20 protein-coding genes and 2 pseudogenes are annotated in these 23,837 nt (G+C 67.7%); 10 read left to right on the top strand and 12 right to left on the bottom strand.

The genetic code is table 11. The features are described from left to right. Nucleotides 1-23: 23 nt before the first annotated feature. Nucleotides 24-1,850 carry a glutamine--fructose-6-phosphate transaminase (isomerizing) gene (gene glmS / locus MUU77_RS02150; RefSeq protein WP_245091084.1) on the bottom strand — a complete coding sequence of 609 codons (1,827 nt, stop codon included), beginning with the start codon at nucleotides 1,848-1,850 and terminating at the stop codon, nucleotides 24-26. Between the two features lie 195 nt (nucleotides 1,851-2,045). Between glmS and MUU77_RS02145 the strand changes: the two are divergent. The 7 genes and pseudogenes from MUU77_RS02145 to MUU77_RS02115 form a co-directional block, all read left to right on the top strand. Continuing rightward, nucleotides 2,046-3,313, top strand: a pseudogene (locus tag MUU77_RS02145) (efflux RND transporter periplasmic adaptor subunit). A gap of 162 nt (nucleotides 3,314-3,475) precedes the next feature. After that, nucleotides 3,476-4,198, top strand: coding sequence for an ABC transporter ATP-binding protein (locus MUU77_RS02140; RefSeq protein WP_245091082.1), 723 nt, complete (start codon nucleotides 3,476-3,478; stop codon nucleotides 4,196-4,198). Nucleotides 4,199-4,209: 11 nt separating this feature from the next. Continuing rightward, nucleotides 4,210-5,517 carry an ABC transporter permease gene (locus MUU77_RS02135; RefSeq protein WP_245091080.1) on the top strand — a complete coding sequence of 436 codons (1,308 nt, stop codon included), beginning with the start codon at nucleotides 4,210-4,212 and terminating at the stop codon, nucleotides 5,515-5,517. A gap of 23 nt (nucleotides 5,518-5,540) precedes the next feature. Beyond that, complete coding sequence (locus tag MUU77_RS02130; RefSeq protein ID WP_245091078.1) at nucleotides 5,541-6,764, top strand: FtsX-like permease family protein; 1,224 nt, start codon at nucleotides 5,541-5,543, stop codon at nucleotides 6,762-6,764. A gap of 57 nt (nucleotides 6,765-6,821) precedes the next feature. After that, complete coding sequence (locus MUU77_RS02125) at nucleotides 6,822-8,027, top strand: ABC transporter permease (RefSeq protein WP_245091076.1); 1,206 nt, start codon at nucleotides 6,822-6,824, stop codon at nucleotides 8,025-8,027. 3 nt (nucleotides 8,028-8,030) lie between these two features. After that, complete coding sequence (locus tag MUU77_RS02120) at nucleotides 8,031-9,368, top strand: sigma-54 dependent transcriptional regulator (protein WP_245091074.1); 1,338 nt, start codon at nucleotides 8,031-8,033, stop codon at nucleotides 9,366-9,368. After that, a pseudogene (locus MUU77_RS02115) lies at nucleotides 9,293-10,693 on the top strand (ATP-binding protein); the annotation flags it as partial. The gene MUU77_RS02120 and the pseudogene MUU77_RS02115, both read left to right, overlap by 76 nt. A gap of 66 nt (nucleotides 10,694-10,759) precedes the next feature. Here MUU77_RS02115 and glmU read toward each other — a convergent pair. Then, nucleotides 10,760-12,127 carry a bifunctional UDP-N-acetylglucosamine diphosphorylase/glucosamine-1-phosphate N-acetyltransferase GlmU gene (glmU, locus tag MUU77_RS02110; RefSeq protein WP_245091072.1) on the bottom strand — a complete coding sequence of 456 codons (1,368 nt, stop codon included), beginning with the start codon at nucleotides 12,125-12,127 and terminating at the stop codon, nucleotides 10,760-10,762. A gap of 119 nt (nucleotides 12,128-12,246) precedes the next feature. Between glmU and MUU77_RS02105 the strand changes: the two genes are divergently transcribed. Next, nucleotides 12,247-12,648, top strand: a complete 402-nt coding sequence (locus MUU77_RS02105; protein WP_245091070.1) for a GtrA family protein — start codon at nucleotides 12,247-12,249, stop codon at nucleotides 12,646-12,648. Between the two features lie 103 nt (nucleotides 12,649-12,751). On the opposite strand, the gene MUU77_RS02100 is transcribed toward MUU77_RS02105, so the two are convergent. From MUU77_RS02100 to MUU77_RS02060, 9 genes are all read right to left on the bottom strand, one after another. Next, nucleotides 12,752-13,177 (bottom strand): F0F1 ATP synthase subunit epsilon, encoded by a 426-nt coding sequence (locus tag MUU77_RS02100; protein WP_245091062.1) that lies wholly within the window; start codon nucleotides 13,175-13,177, stop codon nucleotides 12,752-12,754. Nucleotides 13,178-13,284: 107 nt separating this feature from the next. Then, nucleotides 13,285-14,691 carry a F0F1 ATP synthase subunit beta gene (gene atpD / locus MUU77_RS02095; protein WP_245091060.1) on the bottom strand — a complete coding sequence of 469 codons (1,407 nt, stop codon included), beginning with the start codon at nucleotides 14,689-14,691 and terminating at the stop codon, nucleotides 13,285-13,287. Nucleotides 14,692-14,813: 122 nt separating this feature from the next. Next, entirely contained in the window at nucleotides 14,814-15,677 is an 864-nt protein-coding gene (gene atpG / locus MUU77_RS02090) for a F0F1 ATP synthase subunit gamma (protein WP_185894406.1), read from the bottom strand. Nucleotides 15,678-15,792: 115 nt separating this feature from the next. Beyond that, the gene (atpA, locus tag MUU77_RS02085) at nucleotides 15,793-17,340 is read right to left on the bottom strand and encodes a F0F1 ATP synthase subunit alpha (RefSeq protein WP_162108280.1); all 1,548 of its coding nucleotides are present in this window, start codon (nucleotides 17,338-17,340) and stop codon (nucleotides 15,793-15,795) included. A gap of 46 nt (nucleotides 17,341-17,386) precedes the next feature. After that, nucleotides 17,387-17,914 carry a F0F1 ATP synthase subunit delta gene (locus MUU77_RS02080; RefSeq protein ID WP_245091058.1) on the bottom strand — a complete coding sequence of 176 codons (528 nt, stop codon included), beginning with the start codon at nucleotides 17,912-17,914 and terminating at the stop codon, nucleotides 17,387-17,389. A gap of 17 nt (nucleotides 17,915-17,931) precedes the next feature. After that, nucleotides 17,932-18,402: a F0F1 ATP synthase subunit B gene (locus tag MUU77_RS02075; protein ID WP_185894407.1), complete on the bottom strand. Its 471-nt coding sequence runs from the start codon at nucleotides 18,400-18,402 to the stop codon at nucleotides 17,932-17,934. 105 nt (nucleotides 18,403-18,507) lie between these two features. Further along, on the bottom strand, nucleotides 18,508-18,807 hold the full coding sequence (gene atpE, locus MUU77_RS02070) for a F0F1 ATP synthase subunit C (RefSeq protein ID WP_055939490.1): 300 nt from the start codon (nucleotides 18,805-18,807) through the stop codon (nucleotides 18,508-18,510). A gap of 64 nt (nucleotides 18,808-18,871) precedes the next feature. Beyond that, nucleotides 18,872-19,669 (bottom strand): F0F1 ATP synthase subunit A, encoded by a 798-nt coding sequence (gene atpB, locus MUU77_RS02065; protein WP_245091056.1) that lies wholly within the window; start codon nucleotides 19,667-19,669, stop codon nucleotides 18,872-18,874. A 29-nt stretch (nucleotides 19,670-19,698) separates the two neighbouring features. After that, a complete protein-coding gene (locus MUU77_RS02060; protein WP_245091055.1) occupies nucleotides 19,699-20,070 on the bottom strand; it encodes a hypothetical protein in 372 nt (123 codons plus the stop codon). 541 nt (nucleotides 20,071-20,611) lie between these two features. On the opposite strand from MUU77_RS02060, the gene MUU77_RS02055 reads away from it, so the two are divergent. Then, a complete protein-coding gene (locus tag MUU77_RS02055; protein ID WP_245094153.1) occupies nucleotides 20,612-21,310 on the top strand; it encodes a hypothetical protein in 699 nt (232 codons plus the stop codon). Between the two features lie 100 nt (nucleotides 21,311-21,410). Further along, complete coding sequence (locus MUU77_RS02050; protein WP_162108285.1) at nucleotides 21,411-21,614, top strand: DUF2061 domain-containing protein; 204 nt, start codon at nucleotides 21,411-21,413, stop codon at nucleotides 21,612-21,614. Nucleotides 21,615-21,683: 69 nt separating this feature from the next. Here MUU77_RS02050 and lpdA read toward each other — a convergent pair whose 3' ends face one another. Next, entirely contained in the window at nucleotides 21,684-23,822 is a 2,139-nt protein-coding gene (lpdA, locus tag MUU77_RS02045) for a dihydrolipoyl dehydrogenase (protein WP_245091054.1), read from the bottom strand. Between the last annotated feature and the right edge of the window lie 15 nt (nucleotides 23,823-23,837).

Raw genomic sequence — 23,837 nt, 5'->3', positions numbered from 1 at the left:
CGCTTCCGGCATCCGGGGCAGGCCTATTCCACCGTCACCGACTTGGCCAGATTACGCGGCTTGTCCACGTCGGTGCCGCGGGCCAGGGCGGTGTGGTAGGCCAGCAACTGCACCGGGATGGTGTGCACGATGGGGCTCAGCACGCCCACGTGGCGCGGGGTGCGGATGACGTGCACGCCTTCGGACGCGCTGAAGTGGCTGTCCTGGTCGGTGAAGACGAACAGTTCGCCGCCGCGCGCGCGCACTTCCTGCATGTTGGACTTCACCTTCTCCAGCAGCACGTCGTTGGGCGCGATCACCACCACCGGCATGTCCGCATCCACCAGCGCCAGCGGGCCGTGCTTCAGCTCGCCGGCCGGATAGGCCTCGGCGTGGATGTAGGAGATTTCCTTCAGCTTGAGCGCGCCTTCCAGCGCGATCGGGTAGTGCAGGCCGCGGCCGAGGAACAGGGCGTCGGACTTGGGCGCGAAGCGCTCGGCCCACGCGGCGATCTGCGGTTCCAGGTTCAGTGCGTGCTGCACGCTGCCCGGCAGGTGGCGCAGTTGTTCCAGGTAGTCGGCTTCCTGTTCCGGCGCAACCTTGCCGCGCAGCTTGCCCAGCACGACGGTCAGCTGGAACAGCGCCGCCAGCTGGGTGGTGAAGGCCTTGGTGGAGGCCACGCCGATCTCGGCGCCGGCGCGGGTATAGCAGACCAGCTCGCTGGCGCGCGGGATGGCACTCTCGGGCACGTTGCAGATCGACAGCGTGTGCTGGTGGCCCAGCGACTTGGCGTATTTCAGCGCCTCCATCGTGTCCAGCGTTTCGCCGGACTGGGAGATGGTGACGATCAGGTGCTTGGGGTTCGCGTACGCGGCGCGGTAGCGGTATTCGCTGGCGATCTCGACGTTGCACGGCACGCCGGCGATGGCTTCCAGCCAGTAGCGCGCGGTCATGCCGGCGTAGTAACTGGTGCCGCAGGCGAGGATCTGCACGCCCTCGATGTCCTTCAGCGCCGCTTCGGCGTTGGCGCCGAACAGCGCAGGCGAGAAACCGCCATCGACCACGGCTTCGATGGTGTCGGCGATCGCGCGAGGCTGCTCGTGGATTTCCTTCTGCATGAAGTGGCGGTACGGGCCCAGTTCCAGCGAGGCCAGCGAGACATCGGACACGTGCACGTCGCGCTGCACGGGCTGGTCCTTGCCATCGAAAACCCGCACCGACTGGCGCGTGACTTCGGCGGTATCGCCCTCCTCCAGGAAGATCACGCGGCGCGTGGCCTGGATGATGGCGGAGACGTCGGAGGCGATGAAGTTTTCCCCCTCGCCCAGGCCGATCAGCAGCGGGCAGCCCATGCGCGCACAGACCATGCGGTCGGGCTCCTTGCGGCTGACCACGGCCAGCGCGTAGGCGCCGGTGAGCTCCTTCACCGTGCGCTGCAGCGCGGCCAGCAGGTCGTCGCCGCCCTTCAGGTGGTGGTGCATCAGGTGGGCGATGACCTCGGTATCGGTCTGCGACTCGAACACGTAGCCCAGCGCGCGCAGCTTCTCGCGCTGTTCCTCGTGGTTCTCGATGATGCCGTTGTGCACCAGCGCCACGCCGTGGCTGATGTGCGGATGCGCATTGGCCTCGGTGACGCCACCGTGGGTCGCCCAGCGCGTATGGCCTATGCCGAGGCTTGCATGGAAGCCCTCGGCGGCGGCGGCACCCTCCATCTCGGCCACGCGGCCGGTGCGGCGCACGCGGCGCACGTCCTGCTGCTCGACCACCGCGATGCCCGCGGAATCGTAGCCCCGGTATTCCAGCCGTTTCAGTCCTTCGATCAGTACCGGCACCACGTCGCGATCGGCGATCGCGCCCACAATTCCGCACATAGGCCTGCGTCTTCCTTCTGAGTGAAACGAACGGACATTCTACGTGTCCGGCGCTGGACCGGCCCTGTCCGGCGAGTGTCCGCGGACACCCGGACAGCCTGGATCGCCGGGCAAACCCCTTTTTGAATCAATCGCTTGCGTTTGGCACGCATCCTGCTGATTACGGCAGGTCATTCCAAAGAACGCATGCCGACGATGATTCGGGACACCTCCGCGCAAGACCGAGTGCTCAGTTCCACCCAGGCCCGCCCGGCCTGGCGCCGTTGGGTGTGGCCCGCCGCCGGGGCTGCCCTGCTGCTGGCCGGCATCGTGTTCGCCGCGCGCGGCTGGCTGGCGGGCACCACGTCGGTGGACGGCGCCCGGCTGCGCATCGCCGAAGTCACCCGGGGCGACCTGGTGCGCGACATCGCCGCCGATGGCCGCGTCATCGCCGCCAACAGTCCCACCCTGTACGCCGTGGCCGGGGGCGTGGTCACCCTGAAGGTGGTGGCCGGCGACAAGGTGACCCAGGGCCAGCCGCTGGCCGAGATCGACAGCCCCGAACTGCGCAGCAAGCTGGCGCAGGAGCAGACCACGCTGGCCGGCCTGGAAGCCGAAGCCAGCCGTGCCACGCTGGATGCCAGCGTCACCCGCGCCAATGCGCAGAAGGCGCTGGACCAGGCCGAGATCGAGCGCCAGGCGGCCGAGCGCACGCTGCAGCGCTACCAGCGCGGATTCGAGGGCGGCGCGGTGCCGCAGGTCGACGTGCTGGAAGCGCAGGACAATCTGCGCAAGGCCGAGATCGCGCTGGCCCACGCACGCAAGGATGCGGGCCTGCAGGGCCAGGGCGCCGGCCTGGATGCGCGCAACAAGCAGCTGCTGGCCGAGCGCCAGCGCGCGGTGGTGGCCGAAGTGCAGCGCCAGGTGGATGCCCTGACCCTGCGCGCGCCGTTCGATGGCCAGGTCGGCCAGATCCAGGCCGTGCAGCGTTCCAACGTGGCCATCAACGCGCCGGTGCTGAGCGTGGTGGACCTGTCGGTGTTCGAGGTCGAGATCAAGGTGCCCGAGAGCTTCGCCCGCGACCTGGCCATCGGCATGCCGGCCACGCTGACCAGCGCCGGCCAGCCCTACCCGGGCGAGATTTCCGCCGTATCGCCGGAAGTGGTGAACGGCGAGGTCGTCACCCGCCTGCGCTTCTCCGACAAGCAGCCCCCCGGCCTGCGCCAGAACCAGCGCCTGTCCGCGCGCATCCTGATGGAAACGCGCCGCAACGTGCTGATGGTCGAACGCGGCCCGTTCGTCGAACAGGGGGCGGCCGCCAGGCCTATGTCATGGACGGCGGCTCGGCCGTGCGCCGCCCGGTGCAACTGGGCGCCAGCAGCCTGAGCCACGTCGAAGTGCTGGGCGGCCTGCAGCCAGGCGACAAGGTGGTCGTCTCCGGCAGCGACCAGTTCGGCGATGCCGAGCGTGTCTCGGTCAATTGAAGAACGAGTGGAGAGGAACGAGGAACGAGTATGGACATTTCGGCGCCCCTAGCGCACCTGCTCCTCGCTTGTCGCTTCTGACCTCTCGTTCCTCGTTCCTCGTTCCTCGCCCCTCGTTCCTCGCCCCAACCCCAACACCTACAGTCCAGAGAGAATCCACCCATGCTAGAGATGCGCCAAGTCGCCAAGGTCTACCGCACCGAACAGGTGGAAACGCATGCGCTGCGTTCCCTGGACCTGCATGTCCGCGAGGGCGAGTTCGTCGCCGTCACCGGTCCGTCGGGCTCGGGCAAGACCACCTTCCTCAACATCGCCGGCCTGCTGGAAACCTTCACCGGCGGGCAGTTCCTGCTCGACGGCCAGGACGTCAGCCACCTGGGCGACGACGCGCGTTCGCGCCTGCGCAACCAGAAGATCGGCTTCATCTTCCAGGGCTTCAACCTCATCCCGGATCTCAACCTGTTCGACAACGTCGACGTGCCGCTGCGCTACCGCGGCATGCCGGCGGCCGAGCGCAGGCAGCGCATCGAGGACGCGCTGGCCCGCGTGGGCCTGGGCTCGCGCATGAAGCACTACCCGGCCGAACTCTCGGGCGGACAGCAGCAGCGCACCGCCATCGCACGCGCGCTGGCCGGCAGCCCGCGCCTGCTGCTGGCGGACGAACCCACCGGCAACCTGGACTCGCAGATGGCGCGCGGCGTGATGGAGCTGCTGGAGGAAATCAACCGCCAGGGCACCACCATCATCATGGTCACCCACGATCCCGAACTGGCCGCGCGTGCGCAGCGCAACGTGCACATCGTCGACGGCATGGCCACCGACCTGTCGGTGGAGCCCGCGCTGATCCGCGCGGCGCACGCCGCCGAAGCCAACGCCTCCGCCTGAGGAGAACCCGCATGTTCGGCTACTACTTCGCACTGGCGCTGCGCAGCTTCAAGCGCAACAAGGCGCTGACCTTCCTGATGGTGCTGGCCATCGCACTCGGCATCGGCGCCAGCATGACCACGCTGACCGTGTTCTACGTGCTGTCGGGCGACCCCATCCCGCAGAAGAGCGACAAGCTGTTCTACCCGCGCATCGACCCCCGCGCCATGAACGGATTCACCCCCGGCGACGAGCCGGAGGACCAGTTCACCCGCTACGACGCCGAGCGCCTGCTGCGCGACAAGAAGGGCGACCGCCAAGCCTTCATGAGCGGCGGTTCGATGGCGGTGGAATCGGAGGACGGCAAGATCGCCCCCTTCGCCGTCGACGCCCGCTACACCACCGCCGACTTCTTCCCGATGTTCGAAGTGCCCTTCCGCTTCGGCAACGGCTGGAACGCCGGCGACGACGAGTCGCGGGCGCGGGTGGCGGTGATCTCGCAGACCCTCAACGACAAGCTGTTCAACGGCGCCAACAGCGTGGGGCGCAACCTGCAGGCGTCGGGGCAGACGTTCCGCATCATCGGCGTGATGGAGGACTGGCGGCCCACGCCCAAGTTCTACGACATGACCAACGACCGCTTCACCGAAGTCGAGCAGATCTTCGTTCCGTTCTGGACCTCGCGCGCGCTGAAGCTCGGCAACCAGGGCAACATGAACTGCTGGGGCGAAACCACCGACGAAGAAGGATCCACGGGCCCCAATGCGCCGTGCTCGTGGTTGCAGTACTGGGTGGAACTGGATTCGCCGGCCAAGGTCCAGGCCTACAAGCAGTACCTGGCCAACTACTCCGACCAGCAGCGCGCCGCCGGTCGCTTCGAGCGCCCCACCAACGTCGACCTGCACAACGTGATGGAATGGCTGGACAAGAACAACGCCGTGCCCAGCGACGTGCGCCTGCAGGTATGGCTGGCCTTCGGCTTCCTCGCCGTGTGCCTGCTCAACACCGTGGGCCTGCTGCTGGCCAAGTTCCTGGGCCGCTCCTCGCAGATCGGCGTGCGCCGCGCTCTGGGCGCCACGCGCAAGGCGATCTTCGCGCAGTGCCTGGTGGAAGCCGGCACCGTGGGCCTGGTGGGTGGCCTGCTGGGCCTGGCGCTGGCGTGGCTGGGCCTGTGGGCGGTACGCCAGCAGCCGGCAGGCTACGCCGAACTGGCGCACATGGACATGACCATGCTGGCGATGACGTTCGCCCTGGCGATCCTGGCCAGCCTACTGGCGGGGCTGCTGCCCGCCTGGCGGGCCATGCAGGTGACCCCCGCCATCCAGCTCAAGAGCCAGTGATCCATCTTTCCCAGAGGCCCGCCATGGACATCCGCCCCATCATCTCGACACTGGCCCGCCACAAGACCGCCGCCGCACTGATCGTGCTGGAAGTGGCGCTGTCGTGCGCGATCATCTGCAACGCCGTGTTCCTGATCAACAACCGCCTGGAACGCATGCATCGCCCCACCGGCCTGGTCGACAACGAACTGGTCCGCATCAACGTCGGCGGCATCGGCGAAGCCGACGACGCCGACGCGCTGGTCAAGCAGGACGTGGCCAGCCTGCGCGCCCTCCCCGGCGTGAAGGCGGCCAACAGCATCAACCACGTCCCGTTCGACAACTCGTCCTGGAACAGTTCCATCAGCCTGCAGCCGCAACAGGAACGCCCGAACCTCAACGCCAACGTGTACCTGGGCGAAGGCATCATCGACACCTTCGGGCTGCAGCTGGTGGAGGGACGCGACTTCACGCCGGACGAGTACCGCAACTGGACGGCGCTCAACGAGGCTAACTCCAAGACCAGCATCCCGGCCGTCATCCTGAGCCGAGAGGTCGCGCAGAAGCTGTTCCCGGGCGAGAGCGCGATCGGCAAGAACATCTACTCGTGGAACAGCGACGACATTCCCCACAAGGTGGTCGGCGTGGTGGACCGCCTGATCCGCACCAACGACAACGGCGGCCCGGCCGAGCATGGCTACACCATGATCCTGCCGGTGCGCGACCTGACGATGGGCCGCTTCGTGCTGCGCACATCGCCGGAGCGCCGCGAGGAAGTCGTCAAGGCCGCCGTCGCGCAACTGGAGAAGAACAGCGCCCGCCGCCTGATCCTGCGCGACGGCACCTTCAGCGACGTCATCCACACCTATTACCGCGAAGACCGCGCGATGGCGTGGCTGCTGGTGGCGGTGATCGTGGCCCTGCTGGTGGTGACGGCACTGGGCATCGTGGGCCTGGCCAGCTTCTGGGTGCAGCAGCGCACCAAGCAGATCGGCATCCGCCGCGCACTGGGCGCCACCCGCGGCCAGATCCTGCGCTACTTCCAGACCGAGAACTTCCTCCTGGCCACGCTGGGCATCGTCATCGGCATGATCCTGGCCTACGGCATCAACCAGATGCTGATGGGCAGGTACGAGCTGCCGCGCCTGCCCCTGTTCTATCTGCCGGTCGGTGCGGTGCTGCTGTGGCTGCTGGGCCAGGTGGCGGTGTACGGCCCGGCGCGCAAGGCGGCTTCGGTGCCGCCGGCGGTCGCCACCCGCACCGCCTGAACCTTCCGCTCGCTGCCGCGCACGCCCCGCCGGCGTGCGCGGCCCTCCGGGGTTTCCATGTCTTCCTTCCTGCTGCTGGGGCGCCACCATGCGGGCATCGGGTGGATCGTGCTGCAACTGGCGATCGGCGTGGTGCTGTGCCTGCAGGCCTGGCAGGCGACCACCGCGCTGCGCATGGCGCGCGCCGCCCCCGACGGGATCGACGGCACCGGCCTGCTGCTGGTGCCGTGGATGCAGACGGCGCCGGCAGCGGATCCGGGCGTCCCCGCCGTGCTCGGCCGTCTGCGCAACGTCCCGGGCGTGCTGTCGGCGACCGCCGCCAACCAGGCGCCGTACGGCGCCATCGCGTGGAGCGCGCAGGTGTGGACCGCGACGCGCCCGGCGTCGAAGCACATCGCGTCGATGTTCCTGGTCGACGAGACGTTCGCTTTGACGCTCGGCCTGGAGACATCGGCGGGCCGGCATTTCATGACGCACGAATTCCACGACTACCGCGGCGACCCGTCCGATCTGCAGGCCGGCACCCGCTCGGTCCTGCTGTCCTCGGCCCTGGCCGCCCGGCTGTACGGCGACTCGGACCCGCTTGGCCGCCCGTTGCAGATGGCTCCGGGCGCACGGCTGCAGGTGGTGGGCGTGTTCGAACGCCTGCCTCCGCCCGCAGGCGCCCGCGATACGGGCAACCTGGCGGTGCTGCTGCCGGTACGGATGGCGCGCGCAGCCGAAGCCCGTTTCATCGTCCGCCATGCCGCCGATCCGCAGGTCGTCGCAACACGCATCCAGGCCGCGCTGTCCACCGCCTATCCCTCCGCCGTGGTGGCCGATCCCGTGGACATGGCCGCGCTGCGCGAAGCGTCGCTGCATGCGCCGCGCTCCCGCGCGTGGTGGTGGTCGGGCGCCTGCATCGCATGGTGGGCCTCGACACTGGGCCTGCTGATGCTCGGCGGACAGCGCTGGGTGCAGGAACATGCAAGGGAGTTCAGCCTGCGCCGCGCCGCCGGCGCCACCGGCCGCCAACTCGCGCGGCGGTTGCGTCTGGAGTACCTGGGCCTGGCCTGCGCGGCAGCGGCGGTGGGGCTGGCGGGCGGACGGTGGCTGCTGCCGCAGCTTGTGCCCGGGTCCGTTGCCGCACCCCCAAACGGGGCCCTGCTGGCTGCCGCCGCGTGGGCGATGCTGGCCGTGCAACTGGCCGCTGCGTGGCCTGCACGACTGGTCCGGCACATCCCGCCGCACCTGGTCAGCCGCAGCCCTTCGGTTAGGCTATAGCGCATGCCTACCATCCTCGTCATCGACGACAACCGGGCCGTCAGCACGGCGCTGGAAGTGCTGTTCTCCCTGCACGACATCGACACCCTGCACGCCGAATCGCCGGCGGCCGGACTGGCGATGCTGCGCGAGCAGCCGGTGGACCTGGTCATCCAGGACATGAACTTCAGCCAGGACACCACCTCGGGCCAGGAAGGCGAGCAGCTGTTCGCCGACCTGCGCAGCGAGTGGCCGGACATGCCGGTGATCCTGCTGACCGCCTGGACGCACCTGGAGGCGGCGGTGAACCTGGTGAAGGCCGGTGCCGCCGACTACGTGGCCAAGCCCTGGGACGACCGCAAGCTCCTGGCCACCGTCAACACGCTGCTGGAACTGGCCGAGACGCGCCGCGAACTCGACCGCCGGCGCAGCCGCGAACGCCGCAGCCGCCACCAGCTGGAGCAGAAGTACGACCTGCGCAACCTGGTGTTCGAAGACCCGGCCAGCGAACGCGTCGTCGCGCTCGCCTGCCAGGTGGCGCGCTCGGACCTGCCGGTGCTGATCACCGGGCCCAACGGGGCCGGCAAGGAAAAGATCGCCGAGATCATCCAGGCCAACTCCAGCGTGAAGCATGGGCCGTTCGTGACCCTCAACTGCGGTGCGCTGCCGTCGGAACTGATCGAGGCCGAACTGTTCGGTGCGGATGCGGGCGCCTACACCGGCGCCAACAAGGCGCGCGAAGGCAAGTTCGAAGCCGCCGACGGCGGCACGCTGTTCCTGGACGAGATCGGCAACCTGCCGCTGACCGGACAGATGAAGCTGCTGCGCGTGCTGGAGACCGGCCGCTTCGAGCGGCTGGGGTCCAACCGGGAACGCAAGGTCACCGTCCGCGTGATCAGCGCCACCAACGCGGACCTGCCCGCGATGATCCGCGACGGCAGCTTCCGCGAAGACCTGTACTACCGCCTCAATGCCATCGAACTGGCGTTGCCGCCGCTGGCCGAACGTCCGGGCGACATCCTGCCCCTGGCCGAGCGCTTCCGTCCCGACGACAAGCCGCTGGGCGAAAGCGCGCGCGCGGCGCTGCTGCGGCACGCCTGGCCGGGCAACGTGCGCGAGCTGCGCAACGTCGTCCAGCGCGCCGGCCTGCTGGCGATGGGCGAGCGCATCGAGGCCGGCGACCTCAACCTGCCCAAGCCCGCGCCCGCGCGCACGGCGATCGCGGCCGAACCGGAGCGCGCCGACATCGAAGCCGCCCTCGCCCGCGCCGGCGGCGTCATCGCGCAGGCCGCCACCGAGCTCGGCATGAGCCGGCAGGCGCTGTACCGGCGCATGGAACGCTTCGGCATCAAGGCCGCATGATCCGCCGCTCGCTCGCCGGCCGCGTGCTGTCCTGGCTGCTGCCCCTGCTGGCGGTGGCCCTGGTGCTGCCGGTCGCGCTGTCGCACTGGTTGCAGGACGACGTGCTGGCGGTGCTGCTGTCGGCGCTCGTCGTCCTGCCCCTGGCGGCCTGGGCGATCCACCGCGGCCTGCGCAGCACGCGGTCGCTGTTCCGCGCGTTGTCCGGCAGCGTCAACAGCTATCGCGACGGCGAGTACAACTTCGGCATCCACTGGCAGGGCAGCGACGAACTCGCCGAACTCGTGCGTTCGCATGCCGCGCTGGGCGAAGTCCTGCGCGAGCAGCGGCAGACGCTGGTGCAGCGCGAACTGCTGCTCGACACGATGGTGCAGAACACGCCGGTGGCCATGCTGCTGGTGGCGCCCGGAGGCGACGGCGTGCGGCGCGTGGTGTTCGCCAATGTCGCTGCGCGCAAGCTGCTGCATGGCGGCTGGAAACTGGAAGGCCAGGATTACGACAGCCTGCTGTCGGCCTCGCCGGTGGAGATGCGCGAGGCGCTGGCCCGCAGCGGCGACAGCCTGTTCGCCATCGGCAGCGAGGAAGAGGAGGGCGAGGAACAGGTGTACCACCTGGCACGCCGCACTTTCCGCCTCAACGGCCGCCCGCACGAACTGCTGCTGCTGCGCCTGCTGACCAACGAATTGCGCCGGCAGGAAGTGATGACGTGGAAGAAGGTGATCCGCGTGATCAGCCACGAGCTCAACAACTCGCTGGCGCCGGTGGCGTCGCTGGCGCACTCCGGCGCGGAGCTGGTCCGGCGAGGCAAGCTTGAGCGGCTGGAGGAAGTCTTCGGCACCATCGAGGACCGCGCACGCCACCTGGAAGGCTTCATCCGCGGCTATGCGCGCTTCGCCAAGCTGCCCCAGCCGCAGTTGCAGACGGTTCGCTGGCGCGGCTTCCTGGAGGGTCTGCAGCGCCAGATCGGTTTCGAGCTGGAGATGCACGATGCCGACGTCGAAGGCCGCATCGATCTGGCGCAGATCGAGCAGGCGCTGCTGAACCTGCTGAAGAATGCGCACGAATCCGGCACGGCCGCCGACGGCGTGTCGGTGCGCGTCGCCCGCCTGCCCGGCTGGGTGCGCATCGAAGTGATGGACCGCGGCACCGGCATGAACGACGCGGTGCTGCAGAACGCGCTGGTGCCGTTCTATTCCACCAAGCGCAACGGCACCGGCCTGGGCCTGGCGCTGACGCGCGAGATCATCGAAGCCCACGGCGGCCGCCTGTCGCTGCACAACCGCGACGGCGGTGGGCTGTGCGTGGCCATGCAGCTGCCCGAAAACTGATCTGTCCGAAGGCGGGGCGGCGGCATCACCGCGCTGCACCCTAAGCCGAGCACGCTCGACCCTGCGTCACTTCGGCTTCTTCACCGGCCGCTGCCAGCCCTCGACCGTCATCTGACGCGCACGCGCCACCGTCAGCTTGTCGGCCGGCGCGTTCTTCGAGATCACCGAGCCCGCGCCGATCGTCGCGCCATCGGCCAGCGTCACCGGCGCGACCAGCGACGAGTTCGAACCGACGAACACGCGGTCGCCGATCGTCGTGGTGGACTTGTTCACACCGTCGTAGTTGCAGGTGATGGTGCCGGCGCCGATGTTGGTGCCGGTGCCGATGACGGCATCGCCCAGGTATGTCAGATGGTTCGCCTTGCTGCCCGTGCCGATGCGGGCGTTCTTGGTCTCGACGAAGTTGCCCACGTGCACGCCATCGGCCAGCACGGTGCCCGGGCGCAGGCGCGCGTAAGGACCGATCAGCGCCGCGCCTTCGCTGGCGACGCCTTCCAGGTCGCAATGCGCGCGCACCTGCGTGCCGGCGGCGAGGGTCACGTCCTTCAGGCGCGTGAACGGACCGATGGTCACGCCGTCGCCCAGTTCAACCCTGCCTTCCAGCACCACGTCGACATCGATCTGGACGTCGCGGCCCACGCTGACCGTGCCGCGCTGGTCGAAGCGTGCCGGGTCCACCAGCCGCGCCCCCTGCACGCACAGCGCGCGCGCCGCGCGCAGCTGGTAGGCGCGCTCGAGTTGCGAGAGCTGCCAGGGGTCGTTGGCGCCCTCGGCCTCGATGGGTTCGCCGACCAGCACCATTTCCGCCGGGGTGAACTCCTCGGCCGCCATCGCGAAGATATCGGTCAGGTAGTACTCGCCCTGCGCGTTCGCATTGGAAAGACGCGAGAGCCAGCCCTTCAGGGCGCTGCCATCGGCGGCGATGATGCCGGTGTTGATGGTGCGGATGCGGCGCTGCTCCTCGTCGGCGTCCTTGTGCTCGACGATGGCGGCCACGCGGCCGGCCTCATCGCGCACGATGCGCCCGTAGCCGGAGGGATCCGCGGGTTCGGCGACCAGCACCGCCACGCGGCCCGGCGCGTCCAGCAGGCGTTGCAGCGTTTCGCTGCGGGTCAGCGGAACATCGCCGTAGAGCACCAGCACGCGCGCGCCATCCGGTACGTCCGGCATCGCCTGCATGACCGCGTGGCCCGTGCCCAGCTGCTGCGCCTGGTGCGCCCAGTGCAGGTCCGCCTGGTCGGCGAAGGCCGCCTGCACCTGGTCGCCACCGTGCCCGTAGACCACATGCACGCCCGCCGGCGACAACGCGCGCGCCGCCTCGATCACGTGGGCCAGCATCGGCCGCCCGGCGATGGGCTGCAGCACCTTGGGCAAGGCGGACTTCATGCGCTTGCCTTCACCGGCGGCGAGGATGACGACGTGCAGTGGCTTCATGTGGACTTCCCTGATGAGTGCGTGTCGCGATGACACCGCATGGTAACAAGTCCCTTCCGGAACGCATTCCACGCGCGAACCCTGCCACGGCGGCGCGCACCGGCGGGTAACATGCAGGGATGACGCCATCCCCCCGCCACACGCTGGCCCGCCAGGGCGGCAGCTTCCTCCTGGTCGGACTGCTGCAGCTGCTGCTGGACTGGCTGGTATTCGTGGGGCTGACGGCACTGGGCATGCCGGCCGCACCGGGCAACATCGCCGGCCGCGTGGCCGGTGCCCTGCTCGGTTTCTGGCTCAATGGGCGGGTGACGTTCGCCCAAGGCGGCCAGGCGCGCCTCGGGTGGGGGCGACTGGGCCGGTTCCTGGCGCTCTGGATTCCGCTGACCGTGCTGAGCACGCTGGCGGTCAGCGCAATCAGCCGCGTCCTGGGGCTGGAGCTGGCCTGGCTGGCCAAGCCGCTGGTCGAAGGCGTGCTCGCCGTGGCGGCCTTCTTCCTCTGGCGGCACGTGGTCTATCGCTAGGGTCTATAAGGCATCGCGCCCGAGGGCGCTCCTACAGGGGCGACATGTGAAACGAAAACGCCGGCGCGAGGCCGGCGTTTCCGATGTGGCATGTGCGCGGAACTCAGTGCTTGAGGTTCTTGCGCAGGCGCTCCAGCGCGCTGAGCTGGGCGATGCTCATGGCCAGCTGGGCCTGGGCTTCCTCCACGCTCATCTTCGGATCCTTGTGCGCCAGCACGCGCTCGGCTTCTTCCTTGGCCTTGCGCACCTGCGCCTCGTCGATGTCCGACGCACGCACGGCGGTGTCGGCCAGCACGGTGACGACCTGCGGCTGCACCTCGAGGATGCCGCCGGAAATGGCGAAGTCCAGCTGTTCGCCGCTGGCCAGCGTCACCACCACCTTGCCCGGCTTCAGGCGGGTGATCAGCGGCGCGTGCTTCGGCGCGATGCCCAGCTCGCCCAGTTCGCCGGTGGCGACCACCAGGGTGGCTTCACCGTGGAAGATCTCCTGCTCGGCGCTGACGATGTCGCAACGGATGGTGGTGGTCATGGGTCTGTCTTGCCTGTTCGTGCGGTAGGAGGAGTGAGTGGAGAGGAGCGGGAAGTGAGCGGAGTGCGTCTACTCACTCCTCACTTCTCCACCCTCATTACTCGCTCTTACGCCTTCTCGGCCATCTTCTTGGCCTTCTCGACCGCTTCTTCGATGCCGCCGACCATGTAGAACGCCTGCTCCGGCAGGTGGTCGTACTCGCCGTCGACGATCGCCTTGAAGCCGCGGATGGTGTCCTTCAGCGAGACGTACTTGCCCGGCGAACCGGTGAACACTTCCGCCACGTGGAACGGCTGGCTGAAGAAGCGCTCGATCTTGCGCGCGCGCGACACGGCCTGCTTGTCCTCTTCGGACAGCTCGTCCATGCCGAGGATGGCGATGATGTCCTTCAGTTCCTTGTACTTCTGCAGGGTGGCCTGCACGCGGCGCGCGGTGTCGTAGTGCTCGTGGCCGATGACGTTCGGATCCAGCTGGCGGCTGGTCGAGTCCAGCGGGTCCACGGCCGGGTAGATGCCCAGCGAGGCGATGTTACGCGACAGCACGACGGTCGCGTCCAGGTGGGCGAACGTGGTGGCCGGCGAGGGGTCGGTCAGGTCGTCCGCGGGCACGTACACGGCCTGGATCGAGGTGATCGAACCGGTCTTGGTCGAGGTGATGCGCTCCTGCAGCACGCCCATTTCCTCGGCCAGCGTCGGCTGGTAACCCACGGCCGACGGCATGCGGCCCAGCAGCGCCGACACTTCGGTACCGGCCAGCGTGTAGCGGTAGATGTTGTCGACGAACAGCAGCACGTCCTTGCCCTTGCCGGAGGCGTCCTTCTCGTCGCGGAAGTACTCGGCCATGGTCAGGCCGGTCAGCGCGACGCGCAGGCGGTTGCCCGGCGGCTCGTTCATCTGGCCGTACACCATCGCCACCTTGTCCAGGACGTTGGAGTCCTTCATCTCGTGGTAGAAGTCGTTGCCCTCGCGGGTACGCTCGCCCACGCCGGCGAACACGGACAGACCCGAGTGCGCCTTGGCGATGTTGTTGATCAGTTCCATCATGTTGACGGTCTTGCCCACGCCGGCGCCGCCGAACAGGCCGACCTTGCCGCCCTTGGCGAACGGGCACATCAGGTCGATGACCTTGATGCCGGTTTCCAGCAGGTCGGTGGCCGAGGACTGGTCTTCGTACGACGGGGCCGCACGGTGGATTTCCCAATGGTCGGAGGCCTGCACCGGGCCGGCCTCGTCGATCGGATTGCCCAGCACGTCCATGATGCGGCCCAGCGTGCCCGCGCCGACCGGCACCGAGATGGCCTTGTCGGTGTTCACGGCAACCAGGTTGCGCTTCAGGCCGTCGGTGGAACCGAGGGCGATGGTGCGCACGACGCCGTCGCCGAGCTGCTGCTGCACTTCCAGCGTGATGTCGGTGTTCTGCACCTTCAGCGCGTCGTACACCTTCGGCACTTCGTGGCGCGGGAATTCGACGTCAACCACCGCACCGATGATCTGAACGATCTTGCCCTGACTCATTTGGGTAACTCCACTAATGTCTGTTCGATTCTTTGTCGGGAATGGGGAATCGAGAATGGGGAGCGGGAAGATCAGCAGCCGTTGGCTTTGACTATTCCCTATTCCCGATTCTCCATTCCCGGCTACACAGCGGCCGCGCCGCCGACGATTTCCGAGATTTCCTGGGTGATCGCCGCCTGGCGGGCCTTGTTGTAGACCAGCTGCAGGGTGCCGATGAGCTTGCTGGCGTTGTCGCTGGCGGCCTTCATGGCCACCATGCGCGCCGCATGTTCGGAGGCGATGTTCTCCAGCACGGCCTGGTACACCAGCGACTCGATGTAGCGCGTGATCACGTGGTCGAGCACGGTCGCGGCATCGGGTTCGTAGATGTAGTCCCAGTCGTGGCGGGCGACCTGCGTTTCGGCGGCGGGCAGCGGCAGCAACTGGTCGAATGCGGCGCGCTGGGTCATGGTGTTGACGAAGTCGTTGTAGACGACGAACACGCGGTCCAGGCTGGCCTCGGTGTAGGCGTCCAGCATCACCTTGATCACGCCGATCAGCTGGTCCAGCTTGGGCGTGTCGCCCAGGTGGGACACGCTGGCCAGCATGTTGACCTTGACCCGGCGGAAGTACACCGAGGCCTTCTGGCCGATGGTGACCACGTCGACCTCGACGCCCTTCTCGTTCCACTGGCGGATCTCGCCCAGCATCTTGCGGAACAGGTTGTTGTTCAGGCCGCCGGCCAGGCCGCGGTCGGACGACACGATGATGAAGCCGACGCGCTTGACGTCCTTGCGCTCCACCATGAAGGGATGCTGGTAATCGGTATTGGCCTGCGCCAGGTGGCCGATCACCTGCTTCATCGCGCGCGCGTACGGGCGCGAGGTCTTCATGCGGTCCTGCGCCTTGCGGATCTTGGAGGCCGAGACCATCTCGAGCGCGCGCGTCACCTTGCGGGTGTTCTGCACGCTCTTGATCTTGGTTTTGATTTCGCGTCCGCCTGCCATGTCTACTCGCTCGCTGTGCTCGCTGGGGGAATGGGGAATGGAGAATGGGGATTCGGCCGAACCGACGTGTTCCCGCTTCTACGATTCCCTATTCCCGACTCCCAAATCCCGGCTCTTACCAGGTACCGGTCTGCTTGAACTCGGCGATGCCCTTCTTGAAGGCGCCTTCGATCTCGTCGTTCCAGTTGCCGGTGCTGTTGATCGTGTCGACCAGCGCGCCCTGGGTGTTGGTGAAGTGCGCATGCAGCGCTTCTTCGAACGCCAGGATCTTGCCGACCGGCACGTCGTCCAGGTAACCCTCGTTGACGGCATAGATGGACAGCGCCTGCAGGGCGATGGACATCGGTGCGTACTGCTTCTGCTTCATCAGCTCGGTGACGCGCTGGCCGCGCTCCAGCTGCTTGCGGGTGGCTTCGTCCAGGTCCGAGGCGAACTGCGCGAACGCGGCCAGCTCGCGGTACTGGGCGAGCGAGATGCGGATGCCGCCGGACAACTTCTTGATGATCTTGGTCTGGGCGGCGCCACCAACGCGCGACACCGAGATGCCGGCGTTCACGGCCGGGCGGATGCCGGCGTTGAACAGGTCGGTTTCCAGGAAGATCTGGCCGTCGGTGATCGAGATGACGTTGGTCGGCACGAACGCGGACACGTCGCCGGCCTGCGTCTCGATGATCGGCAGCGCGGTCAGCGAACCGGTCTTGCCGGTGACCTTGCCTTCGGTGAACTTCTCAACGTACTCCTCGGACACGCGCGCGGCGCGCTCGAGCAGGCGGGAATGCAGGTAGAACACGTCGCCCGGGTAGGCTTCGCGGCCCGGCGGACGCTTCAGCAGCAGCGAGATCTGGCGGTAGGCCACGGCCTGCTTGGACAGGTCGTCGTACACGATCAGGGCGTCCTGGCCGCGGTCCATGAAGTACTCGCCCATGGTGCAGCCGGAGTAGGCGCTGATGTACTGCATGGCGGCCGACTCGGAGGCGGTGGCGGCGACGACCACGGTGTGGGCCAGCGCGCCGTTCTCTTCCAGCTTGCGCACGATGTTGGCCACGGTCGAGGCCTTCTGGCCGATCGCGACGTACACGCACTTGATGCCGGTGCCCTTCTGGTTGATCACCGCGTCGATGGCCATCGCGGTCTTGCCGGTCTGGCGGTCGCCGATGATCAGCTCGCGCTGGCCGCGGCCGATCGGGATCATCGCGTCGACCGACTTGTAACCGGTCTGCACCGGCTGGTCGACCGACTTGCGCCAGATCACGCCCGGGGCCACGCGCTCCACCGGCGCGGTCAGCGAGGTGCCCAGCGGGCCCTTGCCGTCGATCGGCTCGCCCAGCGCGTTCACGACGCGGCCGAGCATCTCCGGACCGACCGGCACTTCCAGGATGCGGCCGGTGGTCTTGGCCACGTCGCCTTCGCGCAGGTGCTCGTAGTCGCCCAGGACCACGGCACCCACCGAGTCGCGCTCCAGGTTAAGCGCCAGCGCGTAGGTGTTGTTCGGCAGCTCGATCATTTCGCCCTGCATGACGTCGGCCAGGCCGAAGATGCGCACGATGCCGTCGGACACGCTGGTGACCGTGCCTTCGTTGCGCGACTCCGCGGCCAGCTTGACCTTCTCGATGCGGGTCTTGATCAGGTCGCTGATTTCAGAGGGGTTGAGCGTGGTAGCCATGGGTAAGTCCTGTGTGCCGGCTCGCGCGCGGCGGTTCAATGGGAATTCAGTGCGTCAGCGCCGACTGCAGGCGCGCCAGCTTGCCTTTCAGCGAGCCGTCGATCACCACGCTGCCGGCATCGATCACGGCGCCGCCGATCAGCGACGCATCGATGGCCGTTTCGACCTCGACCTCGCGGCCGAAGCGCTTCTTCAACGCTGCCTTGATCACCTCCAGCTCACCGTCCGGCATCGCCGTGGCGGAGGTCACCTTCGCCTTGACGACGTGCTCGGCTTCGGCGCGCAGCTCCTCGAACAGGCCGGCGATTTCCGGCAGCTGCGGCAGGCGGCGCGCGTCGGCGAGGATGCCGAGGAAGCGGGTGAACGCCTCGCTGGCGCCTTCCGGCGACAGCAGCGTCACCGCATCGGCGTGCAGCAGCTGCGGATTGGGCAGCAGCGCGGCCACGCGCGGGTCCGCCGCGACATGCGCGGCGAAACCCAGCGCCTGCGACCAGGCGGCGAAGTTGCCTTCGTCGCGCGCCGTCGCGAAGGCGGCGCGGGCGTAGGGTCGGGCGACGGTCAGGGCCTGGCTCATCGGTCAGCTCGTCCGGATCAGATTTCGGCCGCGAGTTCGTCGAGCAGCGCCTTGTGGGCGTTGGCGTCGATCTCGCGCTTGAGCAGCTTCTCGGCACCGCTGACGGCCAGCGCGGACACCTGCTTGCGCAGGTCCTCGCGGGCACGCGTGGCGGCGGCCTCGATCTCGGCCTGGGCCAGTTCCTTCTGGCGGTTGGCTTCGGCGATGGCTTCGTTCTTCGCCGCGTCGACGATCTGGTTGGCGCGCGCGTGGGCCTGGTCGATGATCTCGTTGGCCTTGACGCGGGCTTCCTTCAACGCTTCGTTGACCTTTTCCTGCGCCTGCGCCAGGTCCTTCTGGCTGCGGTCGGCGGCAGCAAGACCTTCAGCGATCTTCTGCTGGCGCTCTTCGATGGCAGCCAGCAGCGGCGGCCAGATTTTGGTCGCAATGATCCAGATCAGGCCGGCGAAGGCCAGCGCCTGGGCGAACAGAGTGAGATTGATATTCATCGTAAACCTGCCGGTGATGAAGGGCCCGCGCACATCGCGCCGGCCCAGCTACGCCTGGTGACTGACCGCGGGCGGACGCCCGAGGTCAGGCGTGCACGCGACGGATCAGCCCGCCAGCTTGGCCAGCTGCTCGGTGAAGATCGTGATGAACGGGCTGGCGAAGGCGAACAGCAGGCCGACGGCGACCGAGATGATGAACGCGGCGTCGATCAGGCCGGCGGTGATGAACATACGCACCTGCAGGACCGGGATCAGTTCCGGCTGGCGGGCAGCCGATTCCAGGAACTTGCCGGCCATGATGGCCAGACCCAGACCGGCGCCCAGCGCGGCCAGGCCGATCATGATGCCGATGGCGAGGGCGGTCGAAGCCTGGACCTGGGCGAGGTTGGTGAGGATGCTTTCCATGGTGATCTCCGGAACTAAGTGCTTGAAAGGTGGATGGTACGAAGGGAACGGTGAAGCGGAAACGTTAGTGGCTGTCTTCCGACAAGCTGAGGTAGACGATCGACAGCATCATGAAGATGAACGCCTGCAGCGGGATGACCAGCAGGTGGAACAGCATCCAGCCCAGGCCGAACGTCGCACCGCCGAGCATGCCGAGGATGCCGGCGCCGCCCAGCACCCAGATCAGCAGGAAGACGATCTCGCCGCCGAACATGTTGCCGAACAGTCGCATCGCCAGGGAGATGGGCTTGCTGACCCATTCGACGATGTTGAGGATCAGGTTGAACGGCATCATCCACTTGCCGAACGGCGCGGTCAGGAATTCGTGGGTGAATCCGCCCAGGCCCTTGGAGCGCAGCGCGAAGACGATCATCAGGAAGAACACGCTGATCGACATGCCCAGGGTGGCGTTGACGTCGGCGGTGGGGACCGGCTTCCAGTAGTGCACGCCCAGCAGTTCCAGCGGCTTGGCGATGAAGTCCGCCGGTATCATCTTCAGCAGGTTCATCATCAGGATCCAGAAGAAGATGGTGATCGCGATGGGCGTCACCAGCTTGCTGGTCCCGTGGTAGGTGTCGCGGGCCTGCTTGTCGACGAACTCCAGCAGGATCTCGACGAAGGCCTGCCACTTGCCCGGCACCCCGGCCGTGGCCTTGCGGGTGGCCAGCCAGAAGGCGAACACGATCAGCAGCCCCATCAGCACGGCCGTCACGAAGGTGTCGACGTTGATCGTCCAGAAAGGACCGTCGCCACCCACCTGGGCCGTGAGGTTCTTCAGGTGGTGCTGGATGTAGGTGGTGGGAGTAAGCGCCTCGCCCGCCATGTGTCGGAAACCTTTCGTCTAGATTGGGTTTATCGCTGCTTGCCAACCGCAACCAGCATCTGTGCCACCAGTCCGGCGACCACGCCTGCCAGGAGGGGCAGCGGAGGCAGCTTGTACAGCCCCGCGCCGATCACCAGCACGCCGATCACCACGACCCACTTCACCACCATCCCGCCGACCAGCCTCAGGACCGCCGAGACGGCCCCCAACACGCCACCGCCGAAGGCCAACCAGGCCGCCAGCAGCGCGCCGGCCACGATCGCCAGCCCTCCGACGGCCGCCGCGACCGCCTGGGGCACGCCCCGGAGCAGGAACAGCAGCGCGACCAGCAGCACCGCCGCTGTCTGCCAGACGGCGGCGCGCAACACCAGCCGCCGGCCCGCAGCGACGGAATTCAGCACACGAAAGCCCTACGGAATTGGCGGGGTACAAGGCAGTAAAGCGCCTCGCCGAGCCGCAAAAGTATAGCAGCGGGACAATTTCAGGGACAACCGCCAAAGGTCGAAGTGCGGGGCCGCCACCGCCCGATCCGCCAGCAAGCCTTGTGCGGCCTGCATGTAACCGTTTCCCCTGTTCAGAATTTTCTTCCGGGTTTTCCGGAACTTTGGAAAATCGGGCCTGTCAGTCCCTGTAGGCCTGCTGCTCAACTTCCTCGTCCGATGCTCCGTTGCAGGCCTCTCCGAAGCCCCGGCTGCCCCCGGGGCTTCGCCTTTTCCGGGGCTTTCCCGCCGATCGGCCAGCCTGGTTCAGCCAATTCACCCGTTGTCGACCCTGGCGCCGCCAGGGTGATGGCTCCCCCCCGTTTCGCATGGAGCCATGATGACCCCCGCACGCCCGCGCCGTTGCCGCGCCCCCCTTTTCTGCTGCCTGTCGCTGTTGCTCGCCGCTTCCACCGCGCACGCCGCCGACACCGACGACCGCTTCACGCTGCGCCTGGGCGCCATGAATGTCGACGCACAGGGCGAGCTTCGCGGCAGCACGGTCTTCGAGGACAGCGAGCTGGCATTCGCCGAGGATTTCGACTTCGGCAGCAAGGAATGGGTGCCGCGGGTGGACGGGGTGTTCCGCATGGGCGAGCGCCACCGGTTGATCTTCGATTACTTCCAGTACGACAAGTCGCAGCGCGCCACGCTGAGCGAAGACCTGTCCTACGATGACGTGACCATCCCCGCCGGCAGCTTCGCCAAGGGCGAGGTCGAGTTTCAGCTGGCCAGCCTGATGTACGACTTCGCGGTGGTGGAGACCGAGCGTTCGAGCATCGGCCTGCAACTCGGGGCCGAGTGGGCCAAGCTCAAGGGCAGCGTGTACGCCGAGGCGGGCGAGGACAGCTACCGCGACAGCCGCAGCGAGACCGGCTATGCGCCGGTGGTTGGCGTGCGCTTCACCACGCGTCCGTCCGACGCGTGGCTGCTGAGCCTGCAGGGCCAGTATCTGGATGCCGGATGGGGCGATTTCGGCGACTACGACGGCAGCATCACCCGCGCCAACGCCCTGGTGGAATACCGCTTCACCGACACGTTCGGTGCGTTCGTGGGCTACGACTGGTTCAAGCTGGAGGTCGAGCGGGCCGGCAGCGACGGCCTGCTGGGCCTGGACCAGCGCTTCAAGGGGCCGGTGGCCGGCGTGACGCTGGCGTTCTGAGCCGGCAATAGGCAACAGCTATCGGTCCGAGCGGATCGTTTCATTGGACTGGCGGCTCCCCGACCCCATAATGAGATCAGTTCTCATCTGGAGGCCCCTCGTGAACAAGACCCTGAGCTTCGCGATCCTGCACTTCTCGGTGGCCTTCACCTTGGGCTACCTGTTCACCGGCAGCCTGCTGGTGGGCGGCATGCTGGCGCTGGTCGAGCCGGCGACCAACACCGTGGTGTTCCACTTCCACGAGAAGGTCTGGAAGCGGATCGAGGCCAGGCGCGCCGCGCGGGCGACCGCGTTGCCCGCCTGACCCGCGACCCGCCCCATGCAAGAAGGCCACGCATCCGCGTGGCCTTCCGGTTGCTACCGCCCGAGCGGCTTATTTCTTCTTCGGGATGTACAGGTCGGTGATGGTGCCTTCGTACACTTCGGCCGCCATCGCCACCGTCTCGCCGAGCGTCGGGTGCGGGTGGATGGTCGCGCCGATGTCGCCGGCCTCCGCGCCCATCTCGATGGCCAGCGCCAGTTCGCTGATCAGGTCGCCCGCATGCACGCCGACGATGCCGGCGCCGATGATGCGGTGGGTGTGCTCGTCGAAGATCAGCTTGGTGAAGCCCTCGCCGCGGCCGATGCCCACCGCGCGCGCCGAAGCCACCCATGGGAACTTGCCCACGCCGATCTTCAGCCCCTTGGCCTTGGCTTCGGTCTCGGTCACGCCGACCCAGGCGATTTCCGGATCGGTGTAGGCCACCGACGGGATCACCCGTGCCACCCACTCCTTCTTCTCGCCGGCGGCGACTTCCGCGGCCAGCTTGCCTTCGTGCGTGGCCTTGTGCGCCAGCATCGGCTGGCCCACCAGGTCGCCGATGGCGAAGATGTGCGGCACGTTGGTGCGCATCTGCGCGTCCACCGGGATGAAGCCGCGCTCGGTGACGGCGACGCCGGCCTTGTCGGCATCCAGCTTGCCGCCATTGGGCGAACGGCCCACCGCGACCAGCACGCGGTCCCACGTGCCCGCTTCCAGTTCCGGCTTCTGGCCTTCGGTGGCGCTGTCGAAGTGCACGGTGATGCCCTTCTTCGACGCCTCGACCTTGGCGGCCTTGGTCCTGAGGTGGACGATGACGCCCTGCTTCTTCAGACGGTCGGCCAGCGGCTTCACCAGGTCCTTGTCGGCACCCGGCATCAGCTGGTCCATGAACTCGACCACGGTGACTTCGGCGCCCAGCGCGCGGTACACGGTCGCCATTTCCAGGCCGATGATGCCGCCGCCGACGACGAGCAGCTTCTTCGGCACCTCGGCCAGCTGCAGCGCGTCGGTGGAATCCATCACGCGCGGGTCGTCCCAGGGGAAGTTCGGCAGCTTCACCGCCTGCGATCCGGCGGCGATGATGCACTGCTCGAAACGCAGCAGCTGGGTCGTGCCGTCGCCGCCGGCGATTTCCAGCTCGTTCGGCGAGACGAACTTCGCCACGCCGGTCACCGTGCGGACCTTGCGCTGCTTGGCCATGCCGGCCAGGCCCTTGGTGAACTGGCCGACCACCTTGTCCTGCTTGAAGCCGCGCAGCTTGTCCAGGTCGATCTTCGGCTTGCCGAAGCTGATGCCGATGTCGTCGGAATGCGCGGCTTCCTCGATCAGCGCCGCCGCGTGCAACAACGCCTTCGACGGGATGCAGCCCACGTTGAGGCAGACGCCGCCCAGGGTGTCGTAACGCTCGATGAGGACGGTATCCAGGCCAAGGTCGGCCGCGCGGAACGCCGCGGTGTAGCCGCCCGGACCGGAGCCGAGCACGACGATGCGGCATTCGATGTCGGCCGGCCTGCCGGTACCCAGCGCCGGCTTGGGGGCCGAGGTCGCGGGGGCCGCCGGAGCCGCCGGCGAGGGCGTGACCGGTGCGGGCTTCGTGGGCACCGATGCCGCGGCACCCTCGCCTTCGATGATCGCCACCAGGCTGCCCTCGGCCAGCTCGTCGCCGAGCTTGACCTTGATTTCCTTGATGACGCCGGCGGCGGGCGACGGCACTTCCATCGTCGCCTTGTCCGATTCCAGCGTCACCAGGCCCTGGTCCTTCTTCACCGTGTCGCCGACGGCCACCAGGATCTCGATGACCGGCACGCCGTCGTAGTCGCCGATGTCGGGCACCTTGGCCTCGATCAGGCCGGCACCGCCGGATGGCGCGGGTGCAGCAGCCGGCGTCGTGGGCGCGGACGCGGCAGGCGCGGCCGGTGCGGGAGCAGGCTGCGCGGGAGCCGATGCAGCAGGCGCGGACGCGGCGGCGCCTTCGGCTTCCAGCACGGCCACCACGCTGCCTTCGGACAGGGTGTCGCCCAGCTTGACCTTGAGCTCCTTCACCACGCCGGCGGCCGAGGACGGCACTTCCAGCGTGGCCTTGTCCGATTCCAGCGTGACCAGGCCCTGGTCCTTCTTCACGGTGTCGCCCACGGCAACGAGGATCTCGATGACCGGCACATCGCTGTAATCGCCGATATCGGGGACTTTGACTTCGATCGTGTTCGCCATGTCTCAAGCCTCCCG

It is taken from the genome of Pseudoxanthomonas sp. F37 (assembly GCF_022965755.1).
Classification (GTDB): Bacteria; Pseudomonadota; Gammaproteobacteria; order Xanthomonadales; family Xanthomonadaceae; genus Pseudoxanthomonas_A.
Note: the sequence above shows the minus strand (reverse complement) of the source record. Positions and strands in the feature narration are given on the sequence as shown.